The following is a 20,783-nucleotide window of genomic DNA, read 5'->3' as shown; positions in this document are numbered from 1 at the left end:
GGATCATCCTTGCACGCATAAAAATCAGGACAGGACAAATGACACATTTCCTTCATTTCACCATCACCATCTTCCCCGAAACCGTCCGCCCGCCGCAGGTCAGCCGGGCGAAATAGATTCCCGCCGAAACCGGTACACCATTCTCGTCCTTTCCGTCCCACACGGCGGTATGATGACCGGCGGTCATATTCTCCGAGACGAGCCCGCGGACCTTCTGCCCGGCAATGTTGTAGACTGAGAGGTTTGTCAGTCCTGCTTCCGGCAGGGTGAACCCGATGGTTGTCGAGGGATTGAAGGGGTTGGGGAAGGAGGAGATGACCGGCAGCGGTTGAGGGATAGTCCCCGTTTCATCGGCCAGCGACACCGCGCCTCTGGGTGTGAAACTCGTCAGTCCCCACGATGTCGCGAACCACATGCGTCCCGTCGAATCGATGTACACCACGTTGACATCGTGACCGTACATGAACGTGTAATTATACTGGTAGAGCTTGCTGTCGTCGATGCAGTACGCGTCGTTCATGCGTGACCCGAGCCATCGCCTGTTGTCGCTGTCGACAAAGACATTGATTATGTCGTTTTCCCACAGGCCGTCATCGGCGGTGAACTCGCTCCATGTGGACCCGTCGAAGAAAGTGACCGTTCCCGTCGCGAAAACTTTCACATTGTTCTGATCGACCGCGATGGATGGAACATGGTTGTCGCCCAGCCCGTCGGCAGTGGTGTAAATCCGCATGGAATACCCGTCAAAGCTCGTGACTCCCTTCGTGTTTCCGCCGAACCACTTGACGTTGTCCCTGTCCACGGCGACCGAGACGATCTCGCTGTCGGCGAGTCCGTCATCGGTTCCGTAAGACTTCCATGATGTACCGTCGAAGCACGAGACGCCGCCCATGGTTCCGAACCAGACCACGTTGTCATGGTCGACCGCCGCCGCGCGCACATCGGCGTTGACAAGACCGTCGCTCACGGTGAAGGTTTTCCATGCTGCCCCGTCGAAACGCGAAACCCCCGCCGATGTACCGAACCAGACCGTATCGTTCAGGTCGACTGCGACAGCATGGGGGCTGTCGGTCGCAATTCCGCTGTTCGAGGGATTATAGACCGTCCATGTTTCGCCCTTGTAACTTGCGGCTCCCCCCTCATTGATGGTGACCCAGACATTGCCTTTACGGTCCTCGGCGATCGACGATATGACATCGAAGGGGAAATCGTTCTTTGTGATGCGATGAGGCGTGTACTGACCGGCAGTATCCGGTGAGAGGGGGAACTTGCTCAGATCGATCTCCACCTGGTATTCCCTCCATGTCTCGCCGTCGAAGCTCAGAATGCCGTTGTCGGTGCCGATCCACCTGGTGTTTGCATGATCGATGAAGACTCTCCACGTGTATTTCGGCCGTATCGTGATGTTTGTACGGTCGACACGGTGGAGCGTCCATGTTTCGCCGTCGTAACTGTAGGGTCCCGGTATCAGCCAGACCGCGCCGTCCCTGTCCTGGTCGAACGAAAAGACGTTCCTGTTGTCGGCCATCTTTTCCGCATTCTGTCCGTCGAAGCGGTACACGGCGTCCGAAGTTCCTATCCACAGCTTATTATCCTTGTCCGCGAACAATCCCTGGATCAGTCCGAACTGGTCATAGGTCGTCCAGTTTTCGCCGTCGAAACGGGAGAGCCCGATATCCGACCCGAACCATTTCACATTGTCCTTATCCACGGCAATCGAATAAATCGTATCGCCCTGAGGGTATACATTCCCCTGGTCGTCGGTGAACTCTCCGGACAGAAGGCCGCTGTTACCGGTCGTATAGTGCTCCCAGCGTGTACCGTCAAAACTCCATACACCGCCGCCGTACGTGGTGAACCATTTCTCGTTGTTCAGATCGACCGCGATTCTCGTAATGAAATATTCCTGGGGGCAGATATCGTCGCCCTCGTAGTGCTTCCACGTGATACCGTCGAACGAGGTTACCGGCGCTTTGTATCCGAACCACTTGACATTGTCCTGATCGACCGCCGCGGCGCGAAAAACATTGGCGGACACGCCGCCCGGTCTGCCCGTTTCCTTGTTGGTGAACCGTTTCCACCGGACACCGTCATACATGAGAATGCCATCCTCGGTACCGAGCCACAGGATGCCGTCATGATCTTCGGCGATGCCGCGGACATCGTAATCGATCGTCACCATCTCCGCCTGTGCCCGGACGGCGAACGGGATAAGGAGCATCACATACAGCAGCACAATGATACCGTAATCAATTTTTTTTGGAGTATATGCCGGACTGTTCATATCGGTATCCTTTCATGAAAGGTTGCAAAATCGATTATTTTCAGGCTTTTAAAGAGCATAAAAGTCCGTATGTACAAAACCATATTCCGATTCAGCCGCTTTTTCCCGGTTATCGGAAGAAAATAGTACTATTATGAGATACTGTAACAATGAATATACATGATAGGCATTGTCAAGGGGAAAATATTTTTTTTCATGGGACTTCGGCATGGTGGAGGTGTTATTACCCAGAAATTATTTCCGGGTCTTGTGAACACGATCTTATCTGAAAATGCATCTGCGGTTCCCGGTACCGAAGCCCCGGCCGGGTGTCGGGTATCCCTGTAACGCCGTCATTCCCGAATCACTAATCGGGAATCCATATGGTGCCTGCATACATTTTTCATCCTTCGATGTGGCCATGGATGGTTATGGAGATTATTCATGAAGTATGATAGAATGCGGCTCGGGCGGATTTGAACGCCTGCTCGGCAGCAATAAAAAAAGCCGCGCCTTTCGACGCGGCTTCCGTGTTTCTGTTTCAGCAGCAGCTTAGAAATTCGATCTCAGATCGATACCGATGATGGGCTCGGTATAGTCTGCGCCGCTGTTGACATTGTCGGTGAAGCTGACGAACTTGATCATCCCGCCGAACGATGCCATCCTGCTGAACTTGTAATCGGCTTCGATCCTTGCCGAGGTCTTGGTATTATCGACCTCGTATGTCGTTCCGCCTTCGCCGTTTGAGGAACCGATGTACCCGAATCCGATCGTGGTTTTGAGCCGCTTGTCGCGGAACCACTTGTACGACCCGGAAAGGTTGACCATGTTGATTCCCGTGTCAACCTGCTTGCGGTAGTACGACTGGTCGACTTTCTGAACCGGGAAATAGGTCGTGTTGCCGGTGCGGCCGATCGCGAAGTTGATCGCGAGCGGAAGCGGATTGATGGTCGAGTTCACGTTGAACAGGACAGTGAGGTTCTTCGAATCGCTCCGCTCGTAGTCCGCGACGGGACGGTCGTCGGAGATGTCCATGTTGGTGAAGCTCAGGGTACCGCGGTGCTGCTGAAGTCCCACGGGGAGAGTACCGGCGACCGAGAACATCGCGGTATTCGTCGCCATCTTCACCTTGTTCATCTTTTCGTTGAACTTGTAGTCGAGGTTGTTCTCGGACGTGTATGTCCGGTAACCGACCGAAAAAGCGGGAGCATAATCGGGAAGAATCTTGGGCATGAGGTTCACCGTAACGCTTGCGACATTGGTATCCTTTGTCAGATCCTTCTGCGCGGACTGCTCGGTGTTCGAGTACTGCTTGGTCTCGTTGTTGAGATTGTCCGAGTAAGCGTTGTAGTCGAGGCTGACTCCAACCTGATCCTGCAGGAACTGGGTTTTGAGGTTCAGCTTGTACCCGCCTACATCGGTCTTCTCGTGGGGATTGCCGAGCGAGACATAATGGGTCGGAATACGGTACAGTTCGGCCCGCAGGCTGGTTCTCGTCGCTTTGATCGGCAGCGGCGTTATGAACCTGAACTTGTATACCGAGAAGATTGCGTCGCCAAGACCCGCGCCGATGCTGTCCTTGAGCTTCATCTTGTCGAACGATGTCTGGGTCGATCCGTTGATACGGAATACACTGTCGTCGATCGTATCCGGTATCTCGTCCCTGATGTCATCGGTGACAACACCGTAGAGATTATCGGTCACAATCGTTCCGCCGAACTCCGCCGACAGGATCGAACGGTTGTTGTTGAACCGGAAGGATGTCTCTATCGTTCCCACCCAGTTCTTTTTGGGCGCATATCCGGTCGGGAACAGAACGTTGTTTCCGTAATCGTAGAGACGGCCTTTGGTCTCGGGATCGTACACGGTGCTCAGGGACGTCGAATCGTCCTGGGCGCTGAACAGGTTCAGCCCGATATCCCACCTGAGCCAGCGGCTTCTCACGGGGAGCGTATTGAGCTTCAATGCCATCACATCCCGTTTGAATGTGCCCGGATTGAATTCATAGACATGATATTCCCCGTTGGAATCCTGAATGATTTCCTGAGTGGGACGGGTCGAGATATCGACAAACTCGCCTGTACTCTCGTCCGTGTAACCGTTTATCATAACATTTGAGACGTTTTGGACGAGAGCGACATTTTCGCCGATGTCACGTTTGTTATAGCCGTAGACGAGTTCGGCGTTGAAGCGGTTCGACTTGAACTGGGCATCGAGACCGCGAACGAGAACTCCCTTGAGCGAAAGCTCGCTGAAATTCGGGTTCGAATCGCCCAGGTGAAGTTTCCAGTGCCGTGTGCGGGCATCGAGATAATAACGGTTGATGGGCTGACGGGCCGGAAGGTCTTCCGAGGTGAGGAATGCTGATTCTTCGCTCGAAAGCATGACTCCCGCTTCCCAGCTCAGCCAGTCCTTTTCACCCGCGAGGCTGACATCGATCTTGTTGTTCCAGAGGGGAACATTTGTCGAATTGTCCGACCGTTCGTCATGCTGGAACCCGGCATAGAAGTTCCCTGTCATGCCCATGGGGAGCTCGAGCTTGGTCTTTACGCGGAATGACCAGATATTCGGCCCGACGATCTGTCCTGCGGTCGATTTTGCATAGATTTCAACCACATGGATACCGTCAGCGAGCGGACGGCGCGGCTCCCACATGACGAGGTTGCCGACAATGTCCGCCTCACGGGTACGGTCACGGTCGTCGATCCTGATGCGGACGGTGCCCATGTCCACTTCACGGTCGGTCTTGTAGAACGACACGATGATCATCTGGTTTCCGGTAACGAGGAGCGTCCCCGGCTCAGGACTCGAGAGAACGACCTCATCGGCGGACTGGTTCACGACATCGTCCATCGATGTAACGAGCGGATTCTCCTGAGCGTCCAGCGCCGGTTCGGTTTTCTCGTTTCCCGAGGTGTCCTGTGCGAGGAGATAGTATTCCACTGTCCCCCGCACACCGAGCTCGCGTTTGAGTTCACGGTAATAAATATCACTGTTGGATTTCATGTCGATGCTGTTGTAATCGATATCGCCCGGTTTCCGATAGAAAAGGGTAACCTTGGAAACCCGTGTATCATCCAGCACCTGTGCCTTGATAACACCCGGTTCGTACCGGTCGTTGTACATATTCGTGCTTATGTACGGCGGCATCGAATCGGCAAAAACACAAGGAGCCCACATGGCCATCAAGAGCAAGGCCAGGATGATACTCATGGGCACTTTGGTATGCTGTCTGCGTATCATGGCTTCATTCACCTCTCTTATGGTATATATGGTCATTTTTCTTCAAGCTCCAGGGTTAATGTCTTTTCATTAGTCCCATCAGGATCCGTGAAAATCAGATCGATTTTTATTTTCTTCTTGGCTTTGGATACCGTAATGGTAACCCCGGCGGGCTCACAATTTGTAGCCTGTGCGATGACATCGGCAGACCCTTCAGCCGTCGGCCGGATGAGTACCCGAGCCTGGCCGCTCACGAGATTGACCTGCGGCGCGTTCGTCCATGTCTTGCCGTTATCCGTCGAGAACTCGAGGATATCGTTCGATGAGGACAGCGATGAAAGCGCGAACGCCGCATTCGAATCCATGCTTCCTGTCTTGGGGTCGGAGGCAAAGATTGTCATGGCGAACGAGGTACCCATTTCGTGGGTGTCGCCCTGCTCGATGTTCATGTTAAGCTTCCAGGACGGTTCAACCTGGTTGGTCCAGCCGGTCATCTGATTGACCTGATCCTGCGAGAGTTTCTGAACCTTCGTTGAATCCGGCGCCTCGCCCGTGCCGACTGTTATGCCCTGGAGTTGGGAGAGGAGTACGGACCCGAGCTGGTTCATGACCTCGACAACACTCTCGACCACCAGATACGATGCTTCGCCGTTGTCAAAGGAAGCGTTGAACTCGGTGCCTCGAACCGATGCCACCGATGTCGGGGTTTCGACATCGTACTTCGAACCCTGAGTTACTTTCGAATAAACTTCTCCTATCATCAGCCGGGTACGTTCACCGGTCGGTTTTCCTCCCGGAGTGGCGCTTTGCGCCTGAACCTCGAGCTCGGTGTTTTCATTGACGAGCACACGGCTTCCGGAGCTGACATAGAGAATCAAGGCTTTGTTTCCTGTTTCGGTCCGGAGCTGGAAACCATTGTAAAGAGGCTGTTTGACTTTAGCTGCCTTCCACTCGGTGCTGGTGTTTTCACGGTACTGCAGGGCGCCGTTGATTCTTTCAACCACTGCGATTACCGTTCCTTCCTGGGCGGACACCACACTCAACATGATAGGAAGCATCATCACTATCGCGAGCGCAATGCCCGAATACTGTAGTATTCTGTTTCTAGCCATGCCTGTCTTTCTATCTTTCGATCTTTTCATCGCGGCCTCACTTTGCGGTCACGTTTACGATTTTATATTTATCGATAATATCCATAAGCTCCGCCGGAGTCAGCGGTCCGGTTTCGGCGAGTATCTGGGTCAATATCTTGTTCGCAAACGGCTCGAATCCGGGATAGTCTCTCAATACGAGCTTGACAGCATCGCTGACCGATGTAATGGTTACTTCCTGTCCACCTCCGCCTTCGACAAAGGGGGTAACGAACCACACCGACTGACTTCTCTGACCGATCTCGTCGCCGCCGACAAGGGCTGCAACGGACCAGTTGTAACGGGCGGCGTACAACAACCCGGGAGCGCTTGTCGAATAGGTATAGGTTGTGGCAGAAACATCTTCGGAATGAATGGTGTTTCCGCTGTCGTCGGTTATGATAATCCTGTACTGGACATTATTTCCGGTTGCGGGTGTGTAACTGTTCCATGTGAATACCGGGAAGATGGTCGAAACCCGGGCATTGATGGGGCTTATCAGGCTGATCTGATCTTCCGGCGATGTGGAGAATGACCAGCTGTCGGAGTTAGCGCCGACAGGATCGCCATGCTCGTTGGCGGGGGTCACATACCATGTGTAGGTTGTTCCCCGTCTGAGTTCCTCGCCGTCATAGGTCCATGATGTTCCCTGAACTGCGCCTGAACGATCCGACCAGTTCGCTTCCTCGTTTGCCACAGTGACTATGTAGTAGTCGTTGGAGCCCTGCCACTGGAATGCCGGTGTCATGGTCGGAGGCGTCGATCCGTCGGCAGGAGAAGACAGGGTTATTTCCGTGGAAGGAAGCGTGAAGGTTGTAAGCGCCGGTTCACCGAGCGGAAGCCCCGCTTCGTCTGTCGTGCGCACTCTCAGGTAGTAGATGACGCCATAGCGGAGCGCCGGCCCATCGGACGGATAGGTGAATGATGTGGTCGTCAGGCCCAGGGCAACGTAAGCATTGGAAAAATCGGCATTGTCGGCAATCCTGAGATTATAGAGAACCGAAGCTCCTCCCGCCTGTGCAGGTGTCCAGCTGACACGGAGCGGGTAAAAAAGGAGCGGCTCGTTGATGGTAGGAGGTGTGAATTTAATGGTAAAGGGCCACACATCGCTCTTGCCTTCATTGGAGGCGCTGATAAAACGTCCGGTGCCGTCAAACGCCTGTACCTGCCAGCAGTACGGTCTTCCTGCGATGAGTTCGCGGCGTGACTGACCGGGATCGAAATCGATTGATGTGGATTTCCATTTTTCGACCGTCCAGATCGGTTTTCTGGTTATCGCATTTTCCTGGGTGAGTTCCGATCCGTTGGTCTCAAACATTTCCCAGAGTTTTATGGTATAATAAATGTCGATGTTTCTTTTGACCGATCTGAGTCTGGACAGGTCGGTGACCTGCGGTGCCTGCCAGGTAAACCGGGGAATGGAAGGAGCATCCTGGGAATTCTGTTCGGGTGAAACCAGTTCGGGAGGCAGCGGATTACGAATCTCTATGCTCTCCAGAATCGGTTCCGCGACAATCGGATCGCCGGAGTTATCGTACCAGCTCTTGGATGCACTGACCGCAAAGGAAAATGTATAGGTTCCTTCGGGCATATATCCGATACGCATTGCCTCGTCAACAAATTTCTGTGACCACCCGCTCGTTATCACCTGATTGGTTTCTTCGGTGAGCATCGTGTTCACAATCGTGTATGTCTGCCCCGGAGCGAGGGATTGTTTAAAATACTGGTCGCCCTCTCCGATTACACGAAGTTCACCGGTGGCGATATCTCCCCAGATTGCATTCGACAACGTAAAATCAATTACCAGACGGTTGACTGTCTTGTTGCCTTCCGGTGTATTGATGATCGTTATCGACCAGAGGTTGGGGTTTGACAGCCAGTCATCTACGGTAAAAAGCGCCGTGGGTAAGATATCGAACCCAAGGCCGGTAACATATGCTGTCATCATAACCTCCGCCCGGCTTGTGATCGGTATCCCCGCAATAAGGGATATCGCAAGCAGCAGGGCGAAGAGCACTTTACCGATTTTCATACCATGCCTCCTCCCGTCAGCCGAATTATTCAAGCCGACATTGATAGAATGTTATGGATAATACAGTATGGGCGATAAATCTATTTTCCGTAAATAACAACATATTGTATCGGTTATGTCAAGATAATTTTATGCGCCGTGCGCCGGAGCGAAGGACAGGAAATTCATACGTTAATTACATCCGAAACCATTATAATATATATCCATAGTGTGCTAAAGATGTATTTTACGTCACATTTTTATAAAAAAAGGTTTATTAACCTGAATAAAAGGCGTATTATCCGGTAAAAAATCCATTCATTAACGCTAATGTATATAGAGAATATGAAAACTGCAAGTTCAATTATGCAGTGTGATAAACTGTGTATTTTTTACCTTCGGGTGCCCGGAGGTATTTTAAAAAGGGAACCGCCGGCGATTTTCCTTGTTCTCCTATCCCGGAAATATGATATATATGTCATGCAGCATGGTGCGGTATGTTCATGAAAACCGTGGAGAACTGAACGGGTCTTTTTCCGTGAGACTGCCATGCCTTTTTTGAAATCGTATTTTGTCTGTCTTGTAAAAATTGCCATTGCCGAGGATGTGATCGGTATTCTTCCCATCTATCTTTTCCTCGTGAAGGAGCTGCCGGAGGACAGGAAAAAGTCGGTGCTCCGTCTCGGACTCCTGACCGCTTTTTCCGTGGGGCTCTTTTTTCTTTTTCTCGGGAAAGTACTCCTCAACGCCATGGAAATAACCATCGAGGATTTCCAGGTCGGCGGCGGGCTTATCCTCGTTCTCATGGGCATCGACGATCTTCTCGGCGAGGAGAAAAAACTCCGCAAGCCCACGGAATCCTTCAGCATCGTTCCCCTCGGGATACCGCTCATCATCGGCCCGGCGGTCATCAGCACCATGATGCTGCTGGTCGATATTCATGGCACCGCGCCATCCCTCATGGCGTTTCTCACCATGATTTTCGTCACCGGCCTCGCCTTTTATTACGGCGTCCGTATCGAAAAAATCCTCGGAAAGAACGGGATCAGAGTTATATCGAAAATAACCATGCTTCTCCTGATCGCCCTCGGAATAAAAATGATCCGCATGGGTGTCATGGCGTTCATTTTTGAAGGGCGATAAATAATGCACTCCCCCGTTCACGGGAGACTCTTTTAACACGCGCCTGCTGAAACGGTGCAGCTCAGTAATTGCCGGCTGCGCCCTTTGCCTTTCCGATTGCTTCGAGGAGGGGCTGGCTGCCATCCATGTAGTCGCTTCCGATAGACCAGATCATCACTCCCCGGAGTTTCTTTTCGCGGGCATAGGCGCACTTGATCGCTATGGACTCCGGATCGTCGTAGAAAATCATCGTGTTTTTCTCGGGATTCACGAGATACGGGACCATGGAGACATCGTCCCATGACCGTGTCCAGCCCTCGTCGAGCCTTTTCACTATATCCCTGTACGATATTCCGTCGCCGCCTGTTTTTGGACCATAAAGCTGCATGGTTTTGAACTGACGGCCGTAGAACGGGAGGCCGAGCAGAATCTTTTCCGGCGGAACGCCCATTTTTTTCGTGAGAAACGCGACGGACGTGTTCACCGATTCCTGGGAACCGTAGAGAGGTGCGTTGTGTCCCGCGACCGCCGTCCACGAGCCGTAGAAATCGTAGGTCATGACATTGAACCAGTCGACCTTGTCTTTGAGCGCGGCATAATCGTTGTGGTCGCCCGACCACGTTCCCGCGGAGACTGCCATGGTGATGAGAAACGGATTCCCGGATTTGTCGGCCGCTTTGCGCAGCTCGTTCACCAGAATGGTGAGGTTACCGCGTTCTGCGGGATTGGCGGGAAACTCCCAGTCGAGATCGATGCCGTCATAGCCGTTCGTCCGGCAGAAATCCATGATGTTCGCGATGAAACGCGCCCTCAGAGCGGGGTCGGCCGTCACAGGAGGGAATCCCGTGCAGTTTCCCCAGCCGCCGAGCGCCACGGTGATTTTTCTCCCGGCGCGGTGGGTTGCCTCGACAAGCCCGGGGTATGCAAAACCTTCCCAGAGCACGATGTTTCCGGCCGAATCCGGCCAGGCAAAGGCATGGATGATGTTTGTGAGAATGCTGAAATTGATTGCCTCGGCCGGATAGCGTTCCTTGCCCCATGCCGGATAATAGCCGAGCACGAGCTCCTGGGCCGAAACGGTGCTTACTCCATCGAAACATGCGACAATCATCAATGTTGCAAGAACGGCTGTACATACCGCGATTTTCATGGTTTCACTCCCCGATTGTTCGAAATGTATTGTTATATCTGGTTATTTAATCAGATTATAATCACTAATATACGAGTATTGTCATTCCCAAGAACGAAGTGAATTGGGAATCCAGTCTTACTATTGCGCTGTCATGAGCATGAGATGATGGATTCCCGTTTTCACGGGAATGACACGGTAACGTGTAAAAATATCTTATTCGTAAGTTTTATGCACTAAATGAATAACCAGATTTTATTCTTTGATCTCTTTGTCCCTGTTTTTCCCGTCACTCGATCGCCGGTCTGATAAGCCGTACCATGTCCGGATCATCCATGTTTTCTCTGGTCACGAGGTAGACACCGGTGTCGATGTGCTGCTGAAAGGGCTTGTGCCTCAGATACGCAGCCGCCGTTTTGACGCCGTCATACCCCATCTTATAGGGATTCTGCACCACGAGACCGTTGATTTCCCCGTCCCGGAGCGCCTGTATGAGCTTTTCGGATGAATCGAAGCCGACGAAGAACACCTTTCCCGCGAGGCCGTAATCCTGGAGCGCCCTGAGACAGCCGAAGGTGCTCGACTCATTGGGGGTGAAGATGACCTCGACATCGCCGAAGCGGTTGAGCAGGTTCTCGCAGGTTCTGTAGGCGCTTTCGGTGGTTGCGCCCGCATACTGGTTATCGGACAGCACCGTTATGCCGGGGAATTTCGACCGTATCGTGGTGATGAAGCCCTCCTCGCGCGCTGTGGAGGATGCCGCGCCTTCCATGCACCTGACCATGATGAGTCTGCCGGAGCCGGAGACGAGTTTTCCGGCGAGCTCGGCGCCGATAACACCGCCGCGGTAGTTGTCGGTTGCAATGAAAGCGATGTGGTCGTTCCCCACGAGATCGGAGTCGACGATCACGGTGGGGATGCCTGTCAGCTTTGCCTCGCGGACGCACGGCAGGAGGGCGCGGTCATCGAGCGGGGCGAGAACGATGGCATCGACCTTTGCCGCAATGAACGATTCGACCGTCTGAATCTGCTCCTCACGGTCGTCCTCCTTTATCGGCCCCTTCCAGATGATGTCCACCTGCTCTTCTTTCGAGGCATCGAGCGCCCCGGCATGAATAGCTTTCCAGAACTCGTGGGTCGAGCCTTTTGGAATCACCGCTATGGTGAGACGGCTGCCGGGTTTCGCGGATTGATCCTGCCCGCCGTTTTTGCCGCATCCCGCGGCGCAGAGAGCGGCAAGCACACCCGCCAGGACTGCTGTATGAACACGCATGGGAGATTCCTTGAAAGAAAAATGTATGATTGAGTTAAAAATATAGGGTTCCTCTATGTATCATGCAAGGTATTTGACAAGTCATTCTGGTTTATACTACAGCCCCCTTTCCCCCGGTGGGAGCAAGGGAAGTCGTTGCGCCACAGCAGGATACTGCCCCCTCCGGAGGAAGGATGTCCGCAGGACAGAAAGGGGGCTACATCCAATAATCCCGACTTTATGATACACCCCGTGTTCCGCTCATTATGTGACATTATGGCGGAAATACCTTCTAAACTGGTAAAAAATGCCGATATAGATAACAGGGAAGCGACAGTAAAAAATGCGGGTGAAGATGTAATTACATATGGGCTATGGAATAGCACACATAAGGTTTTTCTGGCATAAAAGTTGCACTATATAAATATCGGAACGATCCCGGAAAACGGGACGACACTATCATGTTCGAAGGAAGTGATCCGAATGAACGATGTCATGAAAAAACCGCTTATATATTCCGATATAGAAACGCTGACGGTTAAAATGGAGCAAGAGAAGAAGCGTGTCCGCGAGCTTCTGGAGCAGGCCTCAAAAATTTCCTGCTGTTTTCATCCCGGTGCGGACAGAGCGCATGAAACAAAATAAATGGGGAATAATCTTCGCGGCATACTGCTTTTTAAAGGTAACCGTTTCCGAATTATGACGGCCATTCTGGCAGGGAAACTCTGCCACGGCGGCATCTATTCCACCGACACCTCTTCCGTTTTCTCTTTCCCGGAATCCTCATCGACCGAATCGACGCGCGAAAGGCGCACGCTCACGAGGCTCGACAGGCCCGGCTCCTCCATGGTGATACCGTAGAGGTTGTCCGCGGAGGCCATGGTCTTTTTGTTGTGGGTGACCATGATGAACTGGGTCGTTTTTGAAAAATGCCTGATGACACGGAGATACCGGTCGATGTTGGCATCATCGAGAGGAGCATCGACCTCGTCGAGAATGCAGAACGGGCTCGGTTTGACCTGATAGATGGCAAACAGGAGGCTGATAGCGGTGAGCGCCCGTTCGCCGCTCGAAAGCAGGTTGATCGACCGGATGTTCTTTCCCGGGGGACGTGCTGAAATGAGGATTTTGGCTTCAAGGGGGTCTTCGTCCTGTTCGAGTTCGAGATTGCATACGCCGCCATCGAAAAATTCCTGGAAGGTTTTCTGGAAGTTGATGCTGATGAGCTCGAACGTTTCAAGAAACCGCTGGCGGGCGATTTTATTGATTTTCATAATGGTTTCGGTGAGCGTCTTGCGTGCCTCGACAAGATCGTCGCGTTCTCCGGTAAGAAAGTCGAGACGTTTTTTCTCTTCGAGATAGTCGGCCTCGGCTGCCAGGTTCACGTCCCCGATGGCCTGCACCTTGCGCCGCAGGTCTTCGAGGAGGAGCCGCTCCTGCTCGGGATCGAAATCATGGTCGAAATCCGGCTCCGGCATGTCTTCCGGCCTGACGAAGAACTCATCGCCGAGCCGCTCGTATATGGCCTTCGTCCGCATGGAAGCCTGTTCGATCTGGAGTGTATATGACGACTCGCGCCGTGACAGCTCGACCATCTCTCTCCGGAGATTCTGGAGGTCGCGCTCGAGCTCGCTCCTTTTGGTGAGAAGCCCGGCGTGACGGCGCTCAGTCTCGTCCTTGCGGGCTTTTATGCGCGTGTGCTCCGCCGAGAATTTTTCGATATCTTCCCGTATGACGCTCTTGAGACGTCCGGCTTCGAGGCTTTCCTGCTCTGTCTCCTCTATTTCTCCGAGTATGCGGGTCGATGACTGGGCGAGGGCCTCCCTCCGTTCCTGAATGGTTTTTGTTTCACGTTCGAGGGAGGCCTTTTTCTCGGTGAGGGCTGCACGCTCGACGGTATACTCGTTCACCTCCGAGCGGCGCTCTTCGAGCTCGGTCTTGAGCCCGTCAAGCTCCCCGGATATGACCTGAAGCCGTTCCCTGAGCTTCAGAAGTTCCCCGCCCTTTAATGAAATATCGCTTTCAAGTGTTGCGATTTCTGCCGTAAAACCAGCAAACGATTCTTTAATCCGTTCGGCTTCAGCATTGAGATTGGAAAGCATCTCTGCAGCCGCGTCTTTTTTTGCCTCAGCATGAGCTCTCGAAGACTCAAGTCCCTGTACCTGACGAGTAATATCCTCACGGACTTTCTCCTGTTCCCTGATTGTTGCACGTATATAGTCGGCTTCATTCGCCAACAGTTCACGGTTTTCTATGCTTGTTTCCAGTTCCGCCGCGTTTTTTTCCAGTTCTGCCGCACGGCTTTCGAGACGTTCCGTGCGCCCTATGTTCGATGAACTCCCTTCGCCGCCGGTTCTGCCTCCCGCTATGTCGCCGAGGGGGCCAGCCTTTTCGCCCGCCAGTGTCACAAACGTCATCCCGTCGTTCCTGCGCTGAAGCCCGACAGCGGTTTGCAGGGAATCGACCACGATCACACCCGCAAGAAGCCGCGCGACCAGCGGCCTGAACCGGGCTTCCGTCCTTACGAGATCGGCTGCGGGGCCGATGACGCCCTTCGCTTCGGGCACACGATACTCAGGTGCATTCCCCGGGCGGTCGACCGGCAGGAATGTCGCCCTGCCGAGCTCGCCTTCCGACAGAAACCGGATGCCTTCGACCGCATGGCCGCCAGTATCCACGAGGACGTTCTGGAGCCTGTCCTCGAGCGCTGTCTCGATTGCCCGCACATACGTTTCATCGGCTGCGATAACATCGCCGAGCACGCCGAGCACCCCGTTCTCGCGCCGTTTCGGGTCAGCCGCGTTCCGCACGCCCTCCGAGTATCCGGCATAGGTTCGCGCGATTTCGGCGAGAAAATCGTGCTCGGTCCTGAGTTTTGTCTGCTCCTCGCGGAGAACCCTGATCCCGGTGTCGGCTTCTTCGAGCGAAGCCGTGACGACTTCGAGGGACGTTTTCAGCTCCCCGAGCCGCTCGTCGATTCCGGCGGTCCAGTCCTTTGCGAGCTCCATCTCGGCGTAGATGCGGCTCAGCTCGGAGTCGGCGGATGCAATGGTTTTTTCGAGCTCCGCGGACCGCTCGCCGATTTCAGCGAGCCGTTTCCGCCCGCTTTCGCCCCACACCTTCACCGTTTCGAGCGACGACCGCTGTTCGGCCTGCACGTGCTCAACACGGCGGTATTCCTGTTCGATCTTCCCGTATTCCCCGCTCTTTTCACTGACACGGGCCTCGAAAACCCTGTAATGTTCGATGAGCTTGCCCGAGTCACGGTTCACGACATCGAGCCGTTCCCTGACCGCCGCAAGGTCCTCGGCCATGCGGCCATGACTTTCCGCGAGCTTTTCGAGGGATGATGCCACACGCCGCGACTCCTCGCGGGAATGTTCGGCGCGCTCGCCGAGGAACTCGATCCGTGACCCGAGACGAGCAAGCTCCTTTTCCTTCTCGCCCATGGCGGTGAGATTGGCGGTGAATACCCCGGCAATCTCTTCGAGCTCCTTCTCCATGGTCACGATGTCGAGGGAAAGCTGCTCGCTTTCGGCTGAGAGCTGCGATGTTCTGGTCTTCATGGATTCCGAGGTTTCCTGCACACCGGCGAGGCTGTTTCTGGCCTCCTTTGCTGTTTCCCCGAGCTTCCCGAGCTCGAAAGCGGCAATGGAAATCGTGCGCTCCCTGATATCCGTCTTGAGCTTGCGGTACCGTTCCGCCTTGGATGCCTGGCGCTTGAGGGAATCGACGCGGCGTTCGAGCTCGGCGATGATATCCCCGACGCGGTTGAGGTCGTCCTCGATGCCCGCGAGCTTGCCGAGGGCAGATTTCCTCCGGGCCTTGTACTTGGTGACCCCGGCGGCTTCCTCGAAGATATGGCGGCGGTCTTCGGTCTTGTCGGAGAGGATCGAGTTGATCATGTTCTGCTCGAACATGCTGTAGGAGTCGGTGCCCATGCCGGTGTCCATGAAGAGATCGTTGATGTCGGAAAGGCGGCAGGAAGTGCGGTTGATCATGTAGTCGGATTCGCCGGTGCGGAAAAGCCTGCGGGTGATGGTGATCTCCGGCATGTCGAGGGGCAGTCGCCGGTCCTCGTTGTCGAGTGTGAGGCTCACCTCGGCGATACCGAGCTGGCGGCGGCTGTCGGAGCCCTTGAAGAGCACATCCTCCATGCGGTCGAGACGAATCTGCGTCGGGCGCTGCTCGCCGAGCACCCAGCGGATGGAGTCGATGACGTTCGTTTTGCCGCACCCGTTGGGGCCGACAACGGCGGTGATGCCGCCCTCGAGCCTGAGGTCGAGCTTTTTAGCGAATGATTTGAAGCCGAAAATCTCGAGCCGTTTGAGTTTCATCCGTCTCCCGTACGCACAAAAAGGGGGATATGTAGTGTGAGCTCACCCAGTACAATACTATATATTGGGGATAACGTCAAGTAAAAAATGAAGAAGAAAGGCATAAGGCACAAGGCATAAGGCATAAGGCATAAGGCACAAGGGGAAAAGAAAAAAGGGACAGAGGGACAAAGTGAGAAAAAGAAAAAAACAAGGCACTGAGGGAAAAGAGAAGGGGGAAAAGACCATTTTCCGGAGGTGATGCGACAGACCAAACGAATTTTCAGTTCCCCTGTCCTCTCTCTCCGTTTCGATAGAGCGGCAGAACGGTGTGTCGGACAACACCTCCGAATATACAATCATTATGGCTCAATCCCTTGATATATCAGGTAGTTATCCCCCCTTCGACAAGGGGGGTGTCGCTGAAAGCGACGGGGGGATCTTTCCCGTACGAACGATCGATGTCGAGCATTGAAAATAGAAATCTGTGACACTGTATTTTATCAGTGAAATCAGTTAATCATAGATATCAGTGGTTCAGACACTATATTTACGAACGTTGTTCTGTATGCTTTAAAGAGTCCCGAAAGGGACTTTTCTGTAATAGCCCGGCATTTCAATACCGGGCATATCTCATTACCGGCTTCAAGTGTAAAAATGGCTTGATTTAGCGGTTACATGGTGATAAACTACCGATAAAATCATAAGAATATTTTTACGCAGAGGATTATCCCATGAATATAAAAAACCTGCCGCTGGTTTTACTGATTTTCCTGCTGTTCCCCGTCATCGCTTCGGCTCAGGAGGTCATTCCGCTCCCCGATCCGAAAATCCGCGGAGAGCTCATGAAAGCTCTGAACAACCGTGCCACGCTTAAAAAGTTCAGCACGAAGGAGCTGTCGATGCAGACCCTGTCCGAGGTTCTGTGGGCGGCATTCGGTGTCAACGATAAACGTACCGGGCGGAGAACCGCGGCCACGGCGTTCACTGTCAGGGAAATGCTCCTGTATGCGCTGACGAAGGACGGCGTATTTTTGTACGATGCCCCGAAACAGGCCTTGATAAAGATAACCGGCGAGGATGTGCGGAAACTTGTCTCCACACAGGAATATGCTGTGAACGTTCCCCTCCATATCATCTATGTCGCCGATTACAATATTTCGAAGGCACGGTATCCGGTATGGGGACAACCGTCCATGGAAGAGTACTCGACCATGCATACGGGGCTGATCGCGCAGAACGTTTATCTTTACTGTGCGGCGCATGGGATGGGTGCGGTGATACGGGATGTGGGCGGAGAAAAGCTCCGTGAAAAACTCGGGCTCGATCCGAACCAGAAAATAATTGTATCGCAGGCTGTGGGTTATCCGGGGAGCAGTAAATAGGGTGCGTTCCCAATGACCGTTTTGGTATGCGACAGAGCGGCGAGCCGGGAAACACCATCGATTAAGTGGCCATTATGGCCCAATCCCTTGATAAATCAGGTATTTATCCCCACTTCGACAAGGGGGGTGTCGCTGAAAGCGACGGGGGGATCTTTCTCGCACGAACGATCGGCGTATTGAATTACGCATATAAACGTATGACAGTTGTTTCTACTCCGATTTTTTCTTTTTCTCTTCCTTATCTGAATCGATGGTAAAGCCGATATTTTTCGTCGTGCTCTCCGGTGAAATGGTGCCGAACTGCTTCTCGAACCGTTCCACGGAATCGGACAGCGACTTGAGGAATCCCTTGGCATTCATGGGATTCATGACAACCCTTGTGACCACTTTTCCCCGCGAATTACCCGGCAGAAACCGTCCGAAATCGAGGACGAACTCCGAGTTGTTGGTCGCGATGAACGCTATGTTCGCATAGATACCGTCCGCCACATCATCGGTTATCTCGATCCTGACCTGACGGTTCTGCTGTGGGCTCTCGGTCTGCTGGCTCATGACACCTCCCTGTCGTTATTCATAAAATTCACGGTTAAAATCTGTAAAGAAAAATAAAAATGCTGTAACAGCTTGCCTTTGTGTCTTCATCGGGCGTAATCTATTTCCCGTTCCTCTCCTTCAGAATCTCGTCGATGATCACACGGGCGCAGACGGCGAGAAAGGCTTTTCCGGCAAAATGCGTTTCCCTTTTATCCGTTTTCGACCGGACGAAGGTATCTATCGCCCGTATCGATGCCCGGACTCTCGGCTGCTCATACCCTTTGCTTTGTATGCCGAGGGCGAACTCGGACGACCGTTCGAGAAAAGCAGCCGTATCGTTCCCGGCAAAGGCGGTGAGCATACCCTCGACCGGGGGTATCAGTTCGGGTACGATGGGACTGCGGCTTTTTTCAAGCAGAACGAGCGTCCGTTCGAGGTATTCTTCCAGGGATGCAACAGCGTGAGTGGCTCCCTGGGAGATCATCGGGTAAAAATCGTTCACCATACCGAGCATCTCCGCGACGGCGTTGAGGGTCTGTTTTCGTATCCTCTGTGAAGCGAACATCTCCCGGCTGCGGAGAATATATTCCACCGCATCGAGTGTTCCCCTCCGCGCAAGGGTGTCGGCAAGCGCGGTGAAGGTGACCGGATCTTTTACCGTCTTCACCATGTCAATGAGCTTCTCGTCGACCTCGGCGCCCGAAAAATTCCCGAGCGCCTGTATTGCCGCCGCACGAACGCCCGGATTCGTGTCGCTGAGAGCACCCCACACTGCCTTGCGCGATTCCGGTGTGTCGATCCTGCCGAGCGAAGAAGCCGCCTCGCCCCTGATATCCGATTCGGGGTCGCGGACAAAACGGGCGAGCGGGCCCACAGCCTCGGGATGCATTACCTCACCGATGCTCGATGCCGCCTGACGGCGGACGACAGGGCTGATATCGGTCAGCGAGTTGATGAGCGAATCGAGCGCCATGGCTCCGCCCGACCTGCCGAGTTTCTCGATGGCGTCCGCTCTCGGCTCCTCGTGGGTCGACTTTTCGAGCACGAACAGGTTATAGGCAAGAGAAATGGGATTGTGCCGGAAAATCTGGTCGACGAGCACGGTGGCCGGAACGGGTTTCTTCCCGCGGAGCCGTCCAAGCAGCACGAACGCGATGAAATAGAACACGCTGACCGCAATCAGCGCGAGCTTTATGTTCATGATGGTGAAGTGCCAGACGGTAAAACGGACCTGTTCGGACATTTCCATGATTCCTGCGCCGAGTTTGGGGCCGATCGCCATCGAGAGAAACACGATCACCGACCAGCACACAAGGTAGGCGGGTGAACGCTCGTCTTTCGGAATGATGGTGAAAAGATGCGTGCTCGCGCCTAAAATGACCCCCGATATGCCGATCCCATACACCATCATGACCGGGATAAGGAGCTGGTGATTGAACGATTCGACGGTGAGCCAGATGAGCGGGATGAATATGAGCGGTACGAGACTGAGGCTCATGGTCGGACGGGTGCCGAATTTCTGGATATAGCGCGGCCAGAGCGCATATCCGACAAGCATGAAGAAAAACTGGCAGTTCTGATAAAACGCCACCCGAGAGTAGGACAGGTGGAGCTGCCTGATCAGGAGGACGTTGAGATTGGGAAGGGCGTTGTAATATCCGATGCTCCATGCGCCGTAACAGAGGCTGAAGATGATGAACTGCCTGTCGTTTTTAGCGATGCTGATGATATCCCCGAAGCTCAACGGTTTCCTGCTCACTTCGGCGGGAAACCGGACAGGGCTGAGGGAGAAATACGCGGCGACCACCATGGCTATGCCGATTCCGAAAACAAGATAAAATCCGTTGAGGCCGCTCATGACATCCACGACCTTCCCCGCGACGGTGAGCGAGACTATCCCGGCAATCTGGGACATCATGATCCTTCGCCCGATGTAGGAAGCGCGGATGCTGTCCGGTATGAGAGCCCCGTACCATGCGTTGAGGAGCGGATTGACGATATGGGAGAATGCGGCGGACATCATGATGATGAGCGGAATGATCCGTATCAGCGAGTCGCGCGAGATCGACATCGACAGCACGATGATCAGGGTGAGGATCAACCCTTCCATGGCGCCGAAAATTATGACGAGCCATTTCTTGTTTTTAAAACGGTTGGTGACAAGATGGCTGATTATCTGGATGAGCCCGGTGAGGTAGAGAAAACAGATGAAATTCGAAGGCGTGGATTCGCTTGCGCCGAGCGCAAGCACAAACCCGATGAATATGGGGGAGCTGGCGAGCGTTGTCTGCCAGTAGCCGCCCATGAAGACGATCCAGTTGAAAAACCCCCTGAGACCGGTGTTGATCTCGGATTTGGAATATGTAAGCGCAGAGCCGGGCATAATTCGTAAACTCAGACTCTCCCGTGAGCAAGGTCA

General features: G+C 53.6%; 12 protein-coding genes. 3 read left to right on the top strand and 9 right to left on the bottom strand.

From position 1 onward, the window contains the following. Nucleotides 1-52: 52 nt before the first annotated feature. The 4 genes from LLG96_17895 to LLG96_17880 form a co-directional block, all read right to left on the bottom strand. Entirely contained in the window at nt 53-2,284 is a 2,232-nt protein-coding gene (locus LLG96_17895; GenBank protein ID MCE5252079.1) for a T9SS type A sorting domain-containing protein, read from the bottom strand. Nucleotides 2,285-2,815: 531 nt separating this feature from the next. Next, nucleotides 2,816-5,506, bottom strand: coding sequence for a hypothetical protein (locus LLG96_17890; GenBank protein ID MCE5252078.1), 2,691 nt, complete (start codon nt 5,504-5,506; stop codon nt 2,816-2,818). Nucleotides 5,507-5,538: 32 nt separating this feature from the next. Beyond that, nucleotides 5,539-6,597: a FecR family protein gene (locus LLG96_17885; GenBank protein ID MCE5252077.1), complete on the bottom strand. Its 1,059-nt coding sequence runs from the start codon at nt 6,595-6,597 to the stop codon at nt 5,539-5,541. A gap of 37 nt (nt 6,598-6,634) precedes the next feature. Continuing rightward, nucleotides 6,635-8,647, bottom strand: a complete 2,013-nt coding sequence (locus LLG96_17880; protein ID MCE5252076.1) for a hypothetical protein — start codon at nt 8,645-8,647, stop codon at nt 6,635-6,637. A 528-nt stretch (nt 8,648-9,175) separates the two neighbouring features. On the opposite strand from LLG96_17880, the gene LLG96_17875 reads away from it, so the two are divergent. Next, nucleotides 9,176-9,769, top strand: coding sequence for a MarC family protein (locus tag LLG96_17875; protein MCE5252075.1), 594 nt, complete (start codon nt 9,176-9,178; stop codon nt 9,767-9,769). 61 nt (nt 9,770-9,830) lie between these two features. Here the strand turns inward: LLG96_17875 and LLG96_17870 are convergent, their stop codons facing one another. Together LLG96_17870 and LLG96_17865 are read right to left on the bottom strand one after the other, a co-directional pair. Next, the gene (locus LLG96_17870) at nt 9,831-10,898 is read right to left on the bottom strand and encodes a glycoside hydrolase family 18 protein (protein ID MCE5252074.1); all 1,068 of its coding nucleotides are present in this window, start codon (nt 10,896-10,898) and stop codon (nt 9,831-9,833) included. 268 nt (nt 10,899-11,166) lie between these two features. Next, entirely contained in the window at nt 11,167-12,150 is a 984-nt protein-coding gene (locus tag LLG96_17865; GenBank protein ID MCE5252073.1) for a substrate-binding domain-containing protein, read from the bottom strand. Between the two features lie 462 nt (nt 12,151-12,612). Here LLG96_17865 and LLG96_17860 point away from each other — a divergent pair, with 462 nt between their 5' ends. Then, the gene (locus LLG96_17860; protein ID MCE5252072.1) at nt 12,613-12,774 is read left to right on the top strand and encodes a hypothetical protein; all 162 of its coding nucleotides are present in this window, start codon (nt 12,613-12,615) and stop codon (nt 12,772-12,774) included. A 95-nt stretch (nt 12,775-12,869) separates the two neighbouring features. On the opposite strand, the gene smc is transcribed toward LLG96_17860, so the two are convergent. Next, nucleotides 12,870-16,466: a chromosome segregation protein SMC gene (smc, locus tag LLG96_17855; GenBank protein MCE5252071.1), complete on the bottom strand. Its 3,597-nt coding sequence runs from the start codon at nt 16,464-16,466 to the stop codon at nt 12,870-12,872. Between the two features lie 713 nt (nt 16,467-17,179). Here smc and LLG96_17850 point away from each other — a divergent pair. Further along, nucleotides 17,180-17,830 carry a nitroreductase family protein gene (locus tag LLG96_17850; protein ID MCE5252070.1) on the top strand — a complete coding sequence of 217 codons (651 nt, stop codon included), beginning with the start codon at nt 17,180-17,182 and terminating at the stop codon, nt 17,828-17,830. A 210-nt stretch (nt 17,831-18,040) separates the two neighbouring features. On the opposite strand, the gene LLG96_17845 is transcribed toward LLG96_17850, so the two are convergent. After that, nucleotides 18,041-18,382: a DUF3467 domain-containing protein gene (locus LLG96_17845; GenBank protein MCE5252069.1), complete on the bottom strand. Its 342-nt coding sequence runs from the start codon at nt 18,380-18,382 to the stop codon at nt 18,041-18,043. 100 nt (nt 18,383-18,482) lie between these two features. Next, nucleotides 18,483-20,747 carry an MFS transporter gene (locus LLG96_17840; GenBank protein MCE5252068.1) on the bottom strand — a complete coding sequence of 755 codons (2,265 nt, stop codon included), beginning with the start codon at nt 20,745-20,747 and terminating at the stop codon, nt 18,483-18,485. Nucleotides 20,748-20,783 lie beyond the last annotated feature (36 nt).

Source organism: bacterium (assembly GCA_021372535.1).
In the GTDB taxonomy this organism is placed as follows: Bacteria; Latescibacterota; Latescibacteria; order Latescibacterales; family Latescibacteraceae; genus JAFGMP01.
The sequence above is the reverse complement of the archived record's forward strand: the minus strand, read 5'-3'. Positions and strand labels throughout refer to the sequence as shown.

Coding starts and splice junctions, on each gene's coding strand:
- LLG96_17895 (MCE5252079.1), bottom strand. CDS start 2,284: ATGAACAGTCCGGCATATACTCCAAAAAAAATTGATTACGGTATCATT.
- LLG96_17890 (MCE5252078.1), bottom strand. CDS start 5,506: ATGATACGCAGACAGCATACCAAAGTGCCCATGAGTATCATCCTGGCC.
- LLG96_17885 (MCE5252077.1), bottom strand. CDS start 6,597: ATGGCTAGAAACAGAATACTACAGTATTCGGGCATTGCGCTCGCGATA.
- LLG96_17880 (MCE5252076.1), bottom strand. CDS start 8,647: ATGAAAATCGGTAAAGTGCTCTTCGCCCTGCTGCTTGCGATATCCCTT.
- LLG96_17875 (MCE5252075.1), top strand. CDS start 9,176: ATGCCTTTTTTGAAATCGTATTTTGTCTGTCTTGTAAAAATTGCCATT.
- LLG96_17870 (MCE5252074.1), bottom strand. CDS start 10,898: ATGAAAATCGCGGTATGTACAGCCGTTCTTGCAACATTGATGATTGTC.
- LLG96_17865 (MCE5252073.1), bottom strand. CDS start 12,150: ATGCGTGTTCATACAGCAGTCCTGGCGGGTGTGCTTGCCGCTCTCTGC.
- LLG96_17860 (MCE5252072.1), top strand. CDS start 12,613: ATGAACGATGTCATGAAAAAACCGCTTATATATTCCGATATAGAAACG.
- smc (MCE5252071.1), bottom strand. CDS start 16,466: ATGAAACTCAAACGGCTCGAGATTTTCGGCTTCAAATCATTCGCTAAA.
- LLG96_17850 (MCE5252070.1), top strand. CDS start 17,180: ATGAATATAAAAAACCTGCCGCTGGTTTTACTGATTTTCCTGCTGTTC.
- LLG96_17845 (MCE5252069.1), bottom strand. CDS start 18,382: ATGAGCCAGCAGACCGAGAGCCCACAGCAGAACCGTCAGGTCAGGATC.
- LLG96_17840 (MCE5252068.1), bottom strand. CDS start 20,747: ATGCCCGGCTCTGCGCTTACATATTCCAAATCCGAGATCAACACCGGT.